Source organism: Streptomyces sp. NPDC053542, assembly GCF_044544685.1.
Lineage (GTDB): Bacteria > Actinomycetota > Actinomycetes > Streptomycetales > Streptomycetaceae > Streptomyces.
The window spans coordinates 221,416-234,284 of the sequence record NZ_JBITXL010000006.1; the positions used below are offsets into that span (position 1 = coordinate 221,416).

At 70.5% G+C, this 12,869-nt stretch carries 11 protein-coding genes; 7 read left to right on the forward strand and 4 right to left on the reverse strand.

From position 1 onward, the window contains the following. Positions 1–3 precede the first annotated feature (3 nt). Positions 4–906 (reverse strand): UTP--glucose-1-phosphate uridylyltransferase GalU, encoded by a 903-nt coding sequence (gene galU, locus ACIGXO_RS18805; protein WP_399787645.1) that lies wholly within the window; start codon positions 904–906, stop codon positions 4–6. Between the two features lie 56 nt (positions 907–962). On the opposite strand from galU, the gene ACIGXO_RS18810 reads away from it, so the two are divergent. Then, positions 963–1,595, forward strand: a complete 633-nt coding sequence (locus ACIGXO_RS18810) for a 5-formyltetrahydrofolate cyclo-ligase (RefSeq protein WP_399787648.1) — start codon at positions 963–965, stop codon at positions 1,593–1,595. Positions 1,596–1,663: 68 nt separating this feature from the next. Here ACIGXO_RS18810 and ACIGXO_RS18815 read toward each other — a convergent pair whose 3' ends face one another. Continuing rightward, positions 1,664–4,378, reverse strand: coding sequence for a penicillin acylase family protein (locus tag ACIGXO_RS18815; protein ID WP_399787651.1), 2,715 nt, complete (start codon positions 4,376–4,378; stop codon positions 1,664–1,666). A 195-nt stretch (positions 4,379–4,573) separates the two neighbouring features. On the opposite strand from ACIGXO_RS18815, the gene ACIGXO_RS18820 reads away from it, so the two are divergent. From ACIGXO_RS18820 to mscL, 5 genes are all read left to right on the forward strand, one after another. Beyond that, a complete protein-coding gene (locus ACIGXO_RS18820; RefSeq protein ID WP_399788487.1) occupies positions 4,574–6,079 on the forward strand; it encodes a potassium/proton antiporter in 1,506 nt (501 codons plus the stop codon). Between the two features lie 393 nt (positions 6,080–6,472). Further along, positions 6,473–7,693, forward strand: coding sequence for an MFS transporter (locus tag ACIGXO_RS18825; RefSeq protein ID WP_399788490.1), 1,221 nt, complete (start codon positions 6,473–6,475; stop codon positions 7,691–7,693). Positions 7,694–7,761: 68 nt separating this feature from the next. Next, the gene (locus ACIGXO_RS18830; RefSeq protein WP_399787654.1) at positions 7,762–8,091 is read left to right on the forward strand and encodes an FmdB family zinc ribbon protein; all 330 of its coding nucleotides are present in this window, start codon (positions 7,762–7,764) and stop codon (positions 8,089–8,091) included. Between the two features lie 98 nt (positions 8,092–8,189). Beyond that, positions 8,190–9,023: an S-methyl-5'-thioadenosine phosphorylase gene (locus ACIGXO_RS18835; RefSeq protein WP_399787656.1), complete on the forward strand. Its 834-nt coding sequence runs from the start codon at positions 8,190–8,192 to the stop codon at positions 9,021–9,023. Positions 9,024–9,780: 757 nt separating this feature from the next. Next, the gene (mscL, locus tag ACIGXO_RS18840; RefSeq protein WP_399787659.1) at positions 9,781–10,323 is read left to right on the forward strand and encodes a large conductance mechanosensitive channel protein MscL; all 543 of its coding nucleotides are present in this window, start codon (positions 9,781–9,783) and stop codon (positions 10,321–10,323) included. Positions 10,324–10,367: 44 nt separating this feature from the next. Here mscL and ACIGXO_RS18845 read toward each other — a convergent pair whose 3' ends face one another. Both ACIGXO_RS18845 and ACIGXO_RS18850 read right to left on the reverse strand, forming a co-directional pair. Beyond that, entirely contained in the window at positions 10,368–10,586 is a 219-nt protein-coding gene (locus ACIGXO_RS18845; protein WP_399787662.1) for a hypothetical protein, read from the reverse strand. Positions 10,587–10,697: 111 nt separating this feature from the next. Continuing rightward, positions 10,698–11,210 (reverse strand): AMP-binding protein, encoded by a 513-nt coding sequence (locus ACIGXO_RS18850; RefSeq protein ID WP_399787665.1) that lies wholly within the window; start codon positions 11,208–11,210, stop codon positions 10,698–10,700. 297 nt (positions 11,211–11,507) lie between these two features. Between ACIGXO_RS18850 and ACIGXO_RS18855 the strand changes: the two genes are divergently transcribed. Continuing rightward, positions 11,508–12,749, forward strand: a complete 1,242-nt coding sequence (locus tag ACIGXO_RS18855) for an FAD-dependent oxidoreductase (protein WP_399787668.1) — start codon at positions 11,508–11,510, stop codon at positions 12,747–12,749. Positions 12,750–12,869 lie beyond the last annotated feature (120 nt).

Sequence of the window (12,869 nt, forward strand, 5' to 3'; positions counted from 1 at the left end):
TCCCTACATCTCCTCGGTGACGTAACTGCGCAGCCAGGTCCTGAAGTCGGGGCCCAGGTCCTCACGTTCGCATGCCAGTCTGACAATGGCACGCAGGTAGTCGCCACGGTCTCCGGTGTCATAGCGGCGCCCCTTGAAGACGACACCGTGCACGGGGCCGCCGATCGAGGGGTCGGAGGCCAGTACCTGGAGGGCGTCGGTCAGCTGGATCTCATTGCCACGCCCCGGCTCGGTCTTGCGCAGCACCTCGAAGACGGCCGGATCCAGCACGTACCGGCCGATGATGGCGAGGTTGCTGGGCGCGTCGGCCGGGTCGGGCTTCTCGACCAGGTCGGAGACGGTCACGACGTCGTCGTCGCCGGTGGGGGCCGCGGCCGCGCAGCCGTACATGCCGATCTGGGCGGGGTCGACCTCCATGAGGGCGATGACGGAGCCGCCGTGCTCCTCCTGGACCTGCACCATGCGCTGCAGCAGCGGGTCCCGGGGGTCGATCAGGTCGTCGCCCAGGAGGACGGCGAAGGGTTGGTCGCCCACGTGGGGCTCGGCGCACAGGACCGCGTGGCCCAGACCGCGCGGGTCGCCCTGCCGTACGTAGTGCATGGTCGCGAGGTCGCTGGACTCCTGCACCCGGGCGAGCCGGGACTGGTCGCCCTTGCGGCTCAGCGCCTCTTCGAGCTCGTAGTTGCGGTCGAAGTGGTCTTCCAGGGGGCGCTTGTTGCGGCCGGTGACCATCAGGACGTCGGAGAGACCGGCGGTGACGGCCTCCTCCACCACGTACTGGATGGCCGGCTTGTCGACGACCGGCAGCATTTCCTTCGGGGTCGCCTTGGTGGCGGGCAGGAAGCGGGTGCCGAGGCCGGCCGCCGGGATGACAGCCTTACGGATCCGAGTACGCGATTCAGTCATGCGCCACACGATAACCGGAGCTTTGTGGCGGATCATGATTGTCCGGTGAAAAGCGCATGAGAGTGGAGCAAGGGCGCACAGTGACCACGAACGACGCTAGGAAACGCGGGTTGCGGAAAGACCTCATCGAGGTGAGGAACGCATTGCCCCTGAGTGACGTATCGGCGGCCGGACCGGTTCTTTCCGAGCGGGCGCTGCAGCTCAGGGAGTTGGCGGAGGCCCGGACGGTCGCCGCCTACGTGTCGATGGGCCGCGAGCCGTCCACCCGCGCGCTGCTCGACCGGCTGCGGGAGGCGGGCGTGCGCGTCCTGCTGCCGGTCCTGCTGCCGGACAACGACCTGGACTGGGCGGTGTACGAGGGCCCTGAGCGGCTCGTGAAGGCCGGCCGGGGGCTGCTGGAGCCCGCGGGGCCACGGCTCGGTCCCGAGGCCGTCACGGACGCGGGAGCGGTGTTCCTGCCGGGTCTGGCGGTGGACCGGCGGGGCCTGCGGCTCGGCCGCGGAGGCGGCAGTTACGACCGGGTACTGGCGCGGCTGGAACGCGCCGGCGCCACGCCCGCGCTGGTGGTGCTGCTGTACGACGGCGAGGTCCTGGAGGAGGTACCGGCCGATCCGCACGACCGGCCGGTGCAGGCGGCGGTGACGCCGTCGGGCGTGCACCGGTTCACGGCGCGCCCCGCGGGGGCCTGAGAACGCCGATCGCCGGACGGTCCCCTCCTCGGGGTCCGCCCGGCGATCACTGCGCACCGGCTGCCGCGTCACGGCGAGAGCGTCAGCGTGTCCTTCGTCGCGGCCTTGACGGCCTTCTCCGAGAAGGCCCACGGCAGCAGTTCGCCCTTGACCCACTTGCCGGTCTGGTCGTCGTAGTGCGCGTTGTACGCGTGCCCCGAGGCGCCGGTGAGGTTGATCCAGCGCGACTTGTCGAGGTCCGCGAGGTTGACGACCATCCGCATCGAGGGCACCCAGACGACCTGGTAGCCGCCGGCCGCGTTCCAGCCGGTGGCGTCCACGGCCGCCTCGCCGCCGCCGAGGTTCCAGGGCCCGCGGTTGAACAGGCCCTGCAGCATGCCGGGTCCGTCCGTGCCGAGCGTCTGGTTCTGCAGCGTCAGCTGGTGCAGACGGCCCCAGCTCCAGGTGTTGATGTTCTTGCCGAGCTTGGCGGTCAGCTCGTAGCGCGCGTCCTGCATGGCGTGCGCGAGGAGCTGGTCGCGGTTCTTGTCACCGGGGCGGCCCGGCTTGTCCTCGGTCTTCCACCAGTCGTTCTCGGGGTCGTCGAGGATCTTCCGCACGACCTCGTACCAGCGGTCACCGCCATCGGGCTGGGCGGAGTCCTTGGCGCGCTCACCGCATTCGCGCACCCACTTCTGCAGGTCGTCGGCCGGCCCGGTCTCGTCGGCCGGGTGCACCGTCAGGCACTGGCCGTCGACGCGCAGCTCCTTGGGCATCTTGTCGCCGAAGGCCAGCTTCAGGGTGTTGCGCCAGACCGCGTTGAAGTAGGCGGCGGCCGCCGAGTCGGACTCCTGGGTGTAGTTCCAGCCCTCCAGGAGCTGCTGGGCCTCGCGGACGTACGGGTCCTTGATGTCGAGCTTCAGCAGGTACGGCGTGAGCAGTTCGGCGATCTCGCTGCTGTTGTCCAGCTGCATGGTCTGCATGTCGTGCGTGGAGATCTTGCCGCCGTCCTTGATCTTGGACTGGATCAGGTCGTTGATCCGCTGGCTGCGCGCTCCGTAGCCCCAGTCCCGGGTGATCAGGTACGGGTACTTGTCCTGGTCGATCACGGCCTGGTTGGCGGTGACGATGTAGCCGCTCTTGGGGTTGAGCTCCCAGGGCAGCGCGGACTGCGGGATGTAGCCGGTCCACCGGTACGCCGGGTCCCAGCCCGGTGCGGGCAGCGAACCGTCGCCCTTGCCGCGTACGGGGATGCGGCCGGGCGCCTGGTAGCCGATGTTGCCCTTGCGGTCGGCGTAGATGAGGTTCTGCGACGGCACCTCGAAGTTGTGCGCCGCCTTGCGGAACTCGTCCCAGTCGGAGGCCCGGTTCAGCTCGAACACGGCATCCATGGAGCGGCCGGGGGAGAGCGCGGTCCACTTCAGGGAGATCGCGTAGCCGTCACCGCGGTCGGGCGCGGAGTTGCCCACGGGGGCGTCCTTGCCGACCTTGGTCAGCTCGTCGTCGCGGTCGGAGACCACGGGCCCGTTGTTGGTGGACCGCACGGTGATGGTGCGGCTGGCGCCGCCGGCGACCTTGATGGTCTCCCTGCGGGTCGTGAAGGGCACCTCACGGCCGTCGTACAGGTAGCCGTTCTCGCCGACCTTCTCCAGGTACAGGTCCGAGACGTCGGCCCCGAGGTTGGTCATGCCCCAGGAGATGTCCTGGTTGTGGCCGATGACCACGCCCGGCATGCCGGAGAAGGTGAAGCCGGAGACGTCGTAGTTGCACTGCGGGCTCTTCGTACGGCAGTGCAGGCCCATCTGGTACCAGAGCGAGGGCATCTGCGGCGCCAGGTGCGGGTCGTTGGCCAGCAGCGGCTTACCGGTGGTGGTGTGCTTGCCGGAGACGACCCAGGAGTTGGAGCCGATGCCGTTGCCGTTCGGGCCGAGCAGCGCGGGCACTTCCTCCATGGTGGTCGAGAGCGACGAGAGCTGGCTCTGGAGGGACTGCGCCGCGCCGGCCGCGCTCCCGGACTGCGTGCCGCTCGCGGTGGCCTTGGGGTCGAACTCCTCGGTCCCCGGGTCGACGGCGCCGCCCTGCACGATCGGCTTGTTGCGGTCGTACGGGTAGGACGGGTAGAGCTCGGCGATCTGCTTCTGGGAGAAGCGGCTGGTCATCAGGGACCGGTCGATCTCGTCCTGCATGTTGCCGCGCAGGTCCCAGGCCATGGCCTTGAGCCAGGCCACGGAGTCGGCGGGCGTCCACTTGCCCGGCTTGTAGTCGTTCTGCAGGCCGAGCGCCGCGTACTCGAGGGACAGCGCCGAGCCTTCGTGGTCCCCGAGGTAGGCGTTGACGCCGGCCGAGTAGGCGTCGAGGTACTTCTTCGTGCTCGCCGACAGCTTGGTGTCGTACTCCTTCTGCGCGGTGTCGTGCCATCCGAGGGTGCGCAGGAACGAGTCGGTCTTCACCTGGCTCTTGCCGAACATCTCCGAGAGCCGTCCGGCCGTCATGTGGCGGCGGACGTCCATCTCCCAGAAGCGGTCCTGCGCCTGGACGTAGCCCTGGGCGCGGAAGAGGTCCTCATCGGTGTCGGCGTAGATCTGCGGGATGCCGTTGCCGTCCCGCATGACGTCCACGGGGCTGGACAGTCCGGGCATCTTCAGGGACCCGGTGGTCTCCGGGTAAGAGGCACGGACGGTGCTGACGCCCCAGAACGTCCCGTAGCCGACGCCCGCCACGAGCAGAAGCACGACCAAGATGACGACGAGGCGGGCGCGCCGCCCCTTTTTCTTCGGAGCGGGGCCGGACTTGTTGGCGGGCATCTCTGTCCTTCGAGGGGCAGGGTGGGAGTGCTGGAGCAACCATAGGCGCACCGGTTCGGCGACCCCTACGCGGAGTCACCACCAGACGCCCAGACATTCAAGCAATGGTAAATTGTTAGGGTCAGTAACTAGATACGGTAAGTAAAAAAATCCGGGGAGCGTTCACCCGGAGAGCCACGTGGAAGGACCCGGCCCCTGACTGTCGACCGCCTCAATGAACTCCTGCTGGTCTGCTCTTTCGTACTGCTCATCGCCGTGGCGGCCGTACGGATCTCCTCGCGCAGCGGGCTCCCCAGCCTGCTCGTTTACTTGGGGATCGGCGTCGCCATCGGGTCCGACGGCATCGGCGTCGTCTTCGACAACGCCGAACTGACCCAGATCCTCGGCTATGCCGCGCTCGTGGTGATCCTCGCCGAAGGCGGTCTCGGCACGAAGTGGAAAGAGATCCGACCGGCGCTCCCCCAGGCCGCGTTGCTCTCCACCCTCGGTGTCGCGGTGAGCGTGGGGGTCACCGCGGCCGGCGCGCACTATCTGGTCGGGCTGGAGTGGCGGCAGGCGCTCCTCATCGGCGCGGTGGTCTCCTCCACCGACGCCGCGGCGGTCTTCTCGGTGCTGCGCAGCGTCCCGCTGCCGGCCCGCCTCACGGGCGTCCTGGAGGCCGAATCGGGCTTCAACGACGCCCCCGTGGTCATCCTGGTCGTCGCGTTCTCCACGGCGGGCCCCGTCGACCACTGGTACGTCCTGATCGGCGAGATCGCCCTGGAGCTGGCCATCGGCGCCGCGATCGGCCTGGCGATCGGCTGGCTCGGCGCGTACGGCATGCGGCACGTCGCCCTGCCGGCCTCCGGCCTGTACCCGATCGCCGTCATGGCCATCGCGGTCTCCGCGTACGCCGCGGGCGCTCTCGCGCACGGCTCCGGCTTCCTCGCGGTCTATCTGGCGTCGATGGTCCTCGGGAACTCCAAGCTGCCGCACTCCGCGGCCACTCGCGGCTTCGCCGAGGGGCTGGGCTGGCTCGGCCAGATCGGCATGTTCATCCTGCTCGGCCTGCTCGTCACGCCGCACAACCTGGGCGACGACATCCTGCCCGCGATCGTCATCGGCCTGATACTCACGCTGATCGCCCGCCCCCTGTCCGTCGTGCTCACCCTGCGGCCGTTCCGTATGCCGTGGCGGGAGCAGACGCTGCTCTCCTGGGCGGGGCTGCGCGGCGCCGTGCCCATCGTGCTGGCGACGATCCCGATGGTCGGCGAGGTCCCGGAGAGCGAGCGCGTCTTCAACATCGTGTTCGTCCTCGTGGTCGTCTACACGCTCGTACAGGGCCCGACGCTGCCCTGGCTCGCACGGCGGCTGCGGATCGGCGACAACGAGGAGGCGGCCGACCTCGGTATCGAGTCCGCGCCCCTGGAGCGTCTGCGCGGTCATCTCCTGTCGACGGCGATCGGTCCGAAGTCGCGGATGCACGGCGTGGAGATCGCCGAACTGCGGCTGCCGGCCGGCGCCGCGGTCACGCTGGTCGTACGGGACGGCACGAGCTTCGTACCGTCCCCCACGACCGTCCTGCGGCGCGGCGACGAGCTCCTGGTCGTGGCCACCGACCCGGTGCGGGACGCGGCCGAGCGGCGCCTCCAGGCGGTCTCCCAGGGCGGCAAGCTGGCGGGCTGGCTGGGCACGGGCGGGGCGTCGGCGCCCCGGCGGTGACCGCGCGGCCGGAGCCCGTTCGATCCCAGGTGTGGGACAGATCTCACCATGCCGATCGCAGGTTACGACCCCCACTCGCCTGTAGCATTGAAGAAGCAATGCACGACACCCACTCTGCCTGATGCAGAGCTGGCGCGACCGCTCGGCGGCCGCGGTCCCCTGCGTACGCAGCCACCTCTCAGGTGCGGACCCGGTATCACTCGGTCCAGCGCGAGAGGACAGCTCTCGGCGCGCTCTCCGTGATCACCTCACGGGCGCGTCACCAGGCGGCGGAAAGGCCCGGCCGTGGCATCCACGGTCCAGAACCCTTCGACGGCCCACGACGAGTCGCAGCACACCGAGAGCGCTCCCGCGGGCGGCCCCTCCGGCAAGCGCCCCGGATACGGACAGCTCCTGCGCACCCCGGGAGCGTGGGCCTTCGTCCTGCCCGGCTTCCTGGCCCGGCAGCCCTTCGCGATGCTCACCATCGGCATCGTCCTGCTCGTCCAGCACACCACCGGCTCCTTCGGGACCGCGGGCGCGGTCTCCGCGGCGACCGGCATCTCGATGGCGCTCTTCGCCCCGCAGAGCGGCAAGCTCGCCGACCGCTTCGGGCAGCGCGCCGTCCTGCTCCCCGGAGTGGCCGTGCACGCCGCCTCTGTGGCGGCGCTGCTCACCCTTGCGCTGCTGCACGCACCTCTGTGGGCGCTGCTGGCCGTCGCCGTCCCCACGGGAGCCTCGACGCCGCAGGTCGGCCCGATGGTGCGCGCACGGTGGGCGGCGCGGCTGAGCGACAGCCCCCTGATGCCGACCGCCGCCGCCTTCGAGTCCGTGACCGACGAGTTCACCTTCGTGGTGGGCCCGGTACTGGCGACCGCCCTGTGCACGAGCGTCCACCCGGCGGCAGGTCTGATCGCCGAGGCCGTCCTGACGCTGGCCGGCGGCCTGCTCTTCGCGGCGCAGCACCGGAGCCAGCCGGCCGCGCACCGTACGAAGGAGGGCGGCGAGGCCCGCACCTCGGCCCTCTCGGTCCCCGGCGTACGGGTCCTCATCGCCGTCTTCCTGGGCATCGGTTCGGTCTTCGGCGGCATGCAGGTCTCGCTGACGGCGTTCACGGAGTCCATCGGGCAGCCGGGCATCAACGGCGTGCTGTACGGGATCTTCGCGGGAGGCAACATGACCGCGGGCATCGTGTGCGGCGCGATCGCCTGGAAGGTCGGCCCGCGCCGCCGGCTGCTCATCGCCTACGGCCTGCTGGCGCTGGCCACCACCCCGCTGTGGGCGCTCACCGCGGTACCGCTGCTGGGCCTGACCGGCCTGGTGGTCGGCCTGTGCATCGCACCGGCCCTGATCACCGGCTACACCCTGGTCGAGTCCCTGGTGCCGGCCTCGGCCCGTACGGAGGCGTTCACGTGGCTGACCGGCGCGGTGGCCCTGGGCCAGGCCGCGGCCGCCACGACCGCGGGGCAGCTCACCGACCACTTCGGTCCCAGCGCCGGATTCTTCGTGCCGCTGGGCGGTACGGCGCTGGCCTTCCTGGTGCTCGCTGCGCTGCGGGGACGCCTGATTCCGCCCGGTACAGGGCGGATCGCGGCACGTGGGGTCGGTCACCGTACGCCGGTCGCAGTGGACTGACGCGCCGGAATACTGCACTATGGATCGTCGTTAGCACTCATTGAGTGAGAGTGCCAGGAGGAAGACACGTGCCGACCTACCAGTACCAGTGCACCGAGTGCGGCGAGGGCCTTGAGGCCGTCCAGAAGTTCACCGACGACGCACTCACCGAGTGCCCGAGCTGCCAGGGCCGTCTGAAAAAGGTCTTCTCGGCGGTCGGCATCGTCTTCAAGGGCTCCGGCTTCTACCGGAACGACAGCCGCGGCTCCTCGTCGAGCAGCAGCCCCGCGTCGTCCTCCTCGTCGAGCACGTCCTCCTCGACGTCGAGCAGCTCCGACAGCAAGTCGTCGAGCTCCTCCTCGAGCACGTCCGGGAGCAGCTCCTCCTCGACGACGTCGAGCAGCAGCTCCGCCGCCTGACAGCCTTTCCCGTGGGCCCCGCCGTCACCGACGGCGGGGCCCACGGCGTTGTGCCGCACACCTCCGCGGGCGGGTCCTCGGCGGCTAGGGTGACCCGCATGGCGGATGCGGAGATTGGCGTAATCGGCGGCTCGGGCTTCTACTCCTTCCTCGACGAGGTGACCGAGGTCACCGTCGAGACGCCGTACGGGCCACCCAGTGACTCGCTCTTCCTCGGGGAGGTCGCCGGCCGGCAGGTCGCGTTCCTGCCCCGGCACGGCCGCGGCCACCACCTCCCGCCGCACCGCATCAACTACCGCGCCAACCTGTGGGCACTGCGCTCGGCCGGGGTCCGCCAGGTCCTCGGGCCGTGCGCGGTCGGCGGCCTGCGCCCGGAGTACGGCCCCGGCACGCTCCTCGTACCGGACCAGATCGTGGACCGTACGAAGACCCGCGTCCAGACGTACTTCGACGGGGTGCCCCTGCCGGACGGCAGCGTCCCGGACGTTTTGCACGTGGCCTTCGCCGACCCGTACTGCCCGGCCGGCCGCCGGACCGCCGTCGAGGCCGCCCGCGGGCGCGGGTGGGAGCCGGCCGACGGCGGCACGCTCGTGGTCGTCGAGGGGCCGCGCTTCTCCACGCGCGCCGAGTCGCGGTGGCACGCCGCGCAGGGCTGGTCGGTGGTCGGCATGACGGGCCACCCCGAGGCCGTCCTGGCCCGCGAGCTGGGCCTCTGCTACACCTCCCTCGCCCTCGTCACGGACCTGGACGCGGGGGCCGAGGCCGGCGAGGGCGTCTCACACGACGACGTCCTGCGGGTCTTCGCCGAGAACGTGGGCCGGCTGCGCGAGGTCCTTTTCGACGCGGTGGCCGCCCTTCCCGCGGCCACGGCGCGCAGCTGCGCCTGCGCGGAGGTCCACGCGGACCGGGAACTGGGCATCGAGCTGCCGTGACGCCTTGCGGGCGTTTGCGGCTCTCGCACGGGCGATTGCGGCCCTTTCGCGGGTGACTGTGACTCTCGCGTTCGCGGATGACTGTGACTCTCGCGGGCGGCTTTGACCGTCCTCGCGGGCGCCCCGTGAACCCCTTTCGGGTGACGGAGTTGTACACAACCGACGGGTAACGGACTCGGCTGTCCACAGGCCGCCGCGAGTTTCGCCGGATTCGGTCAAGGTGGTTCTCGTCCGACGCCCCGCGCACCGACGCGGAGGCGCGCAATTCCCCTCTTTCCGGCGGTGACCGACGATGACGACCACCTCATACACCAATCCCCCATTGCCCGCACCCCCGTTGTGTGAGGTTCCACACTTCGAGCCATTCCGGATTCGCGGTGCGCGGCGCCGCACGCCGACCCTGCCGAAGGTCCGGTGGTACGCCGTTTCCGCTGGCCTGGCGGCCATGGCGGCCGCTCTCGCCATTGCCTCACCGGGTGGTGAAACACGCGCCGAAGGCCGTTTCAGCAATTCCGTTCTACTGGCCGATACGCATCAGGCACGCAAAACTGTGACGGATGGTGGGGCGACGCCCCGATGTCGCGATGTGGCGATTTCACCCCGTACGGCGGTAACGCCATGCTGATCCGTACTGACACTCCGTCCAGCCCCCGGTCCCTTTTGACCTCATGGACAGCTGTGCCCCACCTCGCCGTAAGTTGCGCCGGCGCCTCGGAAAGGCGCGGCGTCCGTAGTAAGCGTGGAAAGAGGCTGTCAGGTGAGCGACGAGAAGAACGGCGTGCTGCAGGGATTCAAGGAATTCCTGATGCGCGGCAACGTCATCGAGCTTGCGGTTGCCGTCGTGGTCGGAGCCGCGTTCACCAACATCGTGAACGCTGTGGTGAAGGGCGTCATCAACCCATTCGTCGGTGCGCTCGGTTCGCAGAACCTGGACCACTACAAGAGCTGCCTCAGCGCCACCTGCCACCCGGACCCCAAGACCGGCGAGTTCACCGACGGCATCTACATCCTCTGGGGCTCGGTGCTCAGCGCCGCGCTGACCTTCGTGATCACCGCCGCGGTCGTCTACTTCCTCATGATCCTTCCGATGAACAAGTGGAAGGCGCGCCAGGACGCCAAGAAGCCGGTGGACGAGACCCCCGTGGCGCCGACCGAGGTCGAGCTGCTGGCGCAGATCCGCGACGCGCTGGTCACCCAGCGCGACGGCTCGGAGCCCGGCGTGGCCCGCGACGGCTCGGAGCCCGGCGTGGCCGCGGGCGCGATCCCCGGCCCTGTCTCGACGGAGAAGTCGCAGAGCTGACGCGAGCCGCCGCCCCACGCCTCTCTCGCGGCTCTCCGGAGCCGTCAGATGTGGTGGGGCGGCTTCTCGTCCAGAAAGCGCGCCAGGTCGGCGGCGCTGCTGTTCCCGGACCCGGGCCGCTCGCCCCATCCCCGGTCCGTGTCGTCCGCCGACTGCTGGTCCAGCGGATCATCGAAGATCAACGCGGCGGCCGCGGGCTTGACCGGAGCCTGGGGGGCCTCTCCCGGCTCGTTCTCGGCTGCGGCGTCCGCGGTCTCACTCATTCCTCCAGGGTACGACCACCGGGTACGGTCCCCCGCGCGGCTGTACGAGGCGCTGCCGTCGCCCCAGGTGCCCCTGCCCCCACGTGTCCGTGCGCGCGTCCGCCGTAGGGGTCAGTCCGCGGCGAGGGCCTCGTGCCACCAGTGGTCGCGGTCCGGGTGCCAGGCGACGGGGCGGGGGCAGCGGTGCACGACCAGTACGGCCCGCACGTCCGTGTCGCCGGCCGACAGGGCCCGGTCGATCGTGGCCTTGACCGGGCGGACGGCCCCGTCCCAGAACGCGGCGTCGGCGGTGATCAGCACCCGCGCACCGGACTCCCGTACTCGCGCGGCGAGTTCGGGTGCCGTGAGCGACACCGGCAGGGTGCTGCGCACCGCATCGATACGGCCGCAGGCGAGCGTGGCGATCACCGACTCGGGCACCAGCGGCAGATGGACGGCCACCCGGTCGCCGGCGCGTACGCCGAAGCGGGTCAGGGCGGCGGCGGCCCGGGACGACCGGTCGATGAGCTGGCTGTGGGTCAGCTCCTCGACTCGCCCCGGCTCACCGGTCCAGCTCAGGGCGATCTCCGGCACGTGCGGGGCGAGGCTCGGATCAATGGGCTCGGAGGGAACGCGGCGCAACATACGCCCAGCTTGAAGATCACGGATCAACGTTCGTTGAACGTGCGATAGATGCGCCTGCCAACGGAAGCGGAGCCGCCGCCTCGCGACGTGAACTGGAGGCGCCGCCTCGAGGCCGGAACGGGAGGCGCCACCTCACGGCCGGAACGGGAGGCGCCGCCTCACGGCCGGAACGGGAGGCGCCATCTCACGGCCGGCAGTACGGACTCCCCTACGCGCCCTCGCCCCGGTCGCCCGCCCCTGGAAGGCTGGGCGCGACCCCGCCCGGGCGCTCGGCGCCCTTCGGATCAGGAGGCTTGGATGTCTACGTCAGCCAGTCAGCCCGTCGCGCCCGCGGAGCGGGCGACGCGGGTGCACCACCGCATAGTCGTCGTCGGCGGCGGTACCGCCGGGATCACCGTGGCCGCGCGGCTGCGGCGGGCCGGGGCGCCGGACGTCGCGGTGCTGGAGCCGTCCGGTACGCACTGGTACCAGCCGCTGTGGACGCTGGTCGGCGGCGGCCAGGCGCCGCTGCGGGCGTCGTTACGCACCGAGGCCGAGGTCATGCCGCCCGGCGTGCACTGGCTACGGGAGGCCGCCGTGTCCGTCGATCCGGGCGCGCGCACGGTCGGTACGGCATCGGGGCGGACCGTGTCGTACGACCGGCTGGTGCTCGCGCCGGGGCTGCGGCTGGACCCCGACGGCGTGCCCGGCCTCGCGCAGGCCCTCGGTCACGAGGGCGTGACCAGCAACTACCTGCCCGAACTGGCCCCGCTCACCTGGGACCTGATCCGTAGCATGAAGAGCGGGACCGCGCTGTTCACGATGCCGGCCGGACCGGTGAAGTGCGGCGGCGCGCCGCAGAAGATCGCGTACCTGGCCGCCGACCACTGGCGCAAGCGCGGCGTGCTGGACCGCATACGGGTCGTCCTCGTGCTGCCCGAGACGGCGATGTTCAAGGTGCCGGAGTTCGGCCGGGTGCTGGAGGACGTGGCGCGGCGGTACGGCATCGAGGTACGGCTGCGGTCGGAGATGGTGTCCGTGGACGGGGCCGCACGTGAGGCGGTGATCGTGAACCACGCGACGGGCGACAAGGAGACGATTTCCTACGACCTGTTGCACGCGGTGCCGCCGCAGGCCGCCCCCGAATGGCTCGCCGGCGGGCCGCTGGCCGACCCGGCCTCGCCCTTCGGGTACGTGAAGGCCGACCCGGCGACGCTGCAACACCCGGACCATCCGGAGGTGTTCGCGCTCGGGGACGTCGCGAACCTGCCGACCTCGAAGACCGGCGCCGCCGTGCGCAAGCAGGCCCCGGTGGTCGTCGCCAACCTCCGGGACACGCTGCGCGGCCGCCCGCTCCGCGCCCGCTACAACGGGTACACCTCCTGCCCGCTGGTCACGGCGCGGCACAAGATGCTGCTGGCGGAGTTCGACTACGACCTGAAGCCCGCTCCCTCGCTGCCCTTGCTGGACACGACGAGGGAGCGGACGGACATGTGGTTCCTCAAGCGGTACGGACTCCCGCAGTTCTACTGGCACGGGATGCTCAAGGGACTGGGGTGAGGCAGCAGGCGCCGACTTTCAAGACACCGGCTCTCAAGACACCGGCTCTCAAGACAGCGGCTCTTTTGGCACCGGCTCCTGAGACCGCGGCTCTCAAGGCACGGGGGCTCAAGGCACAGG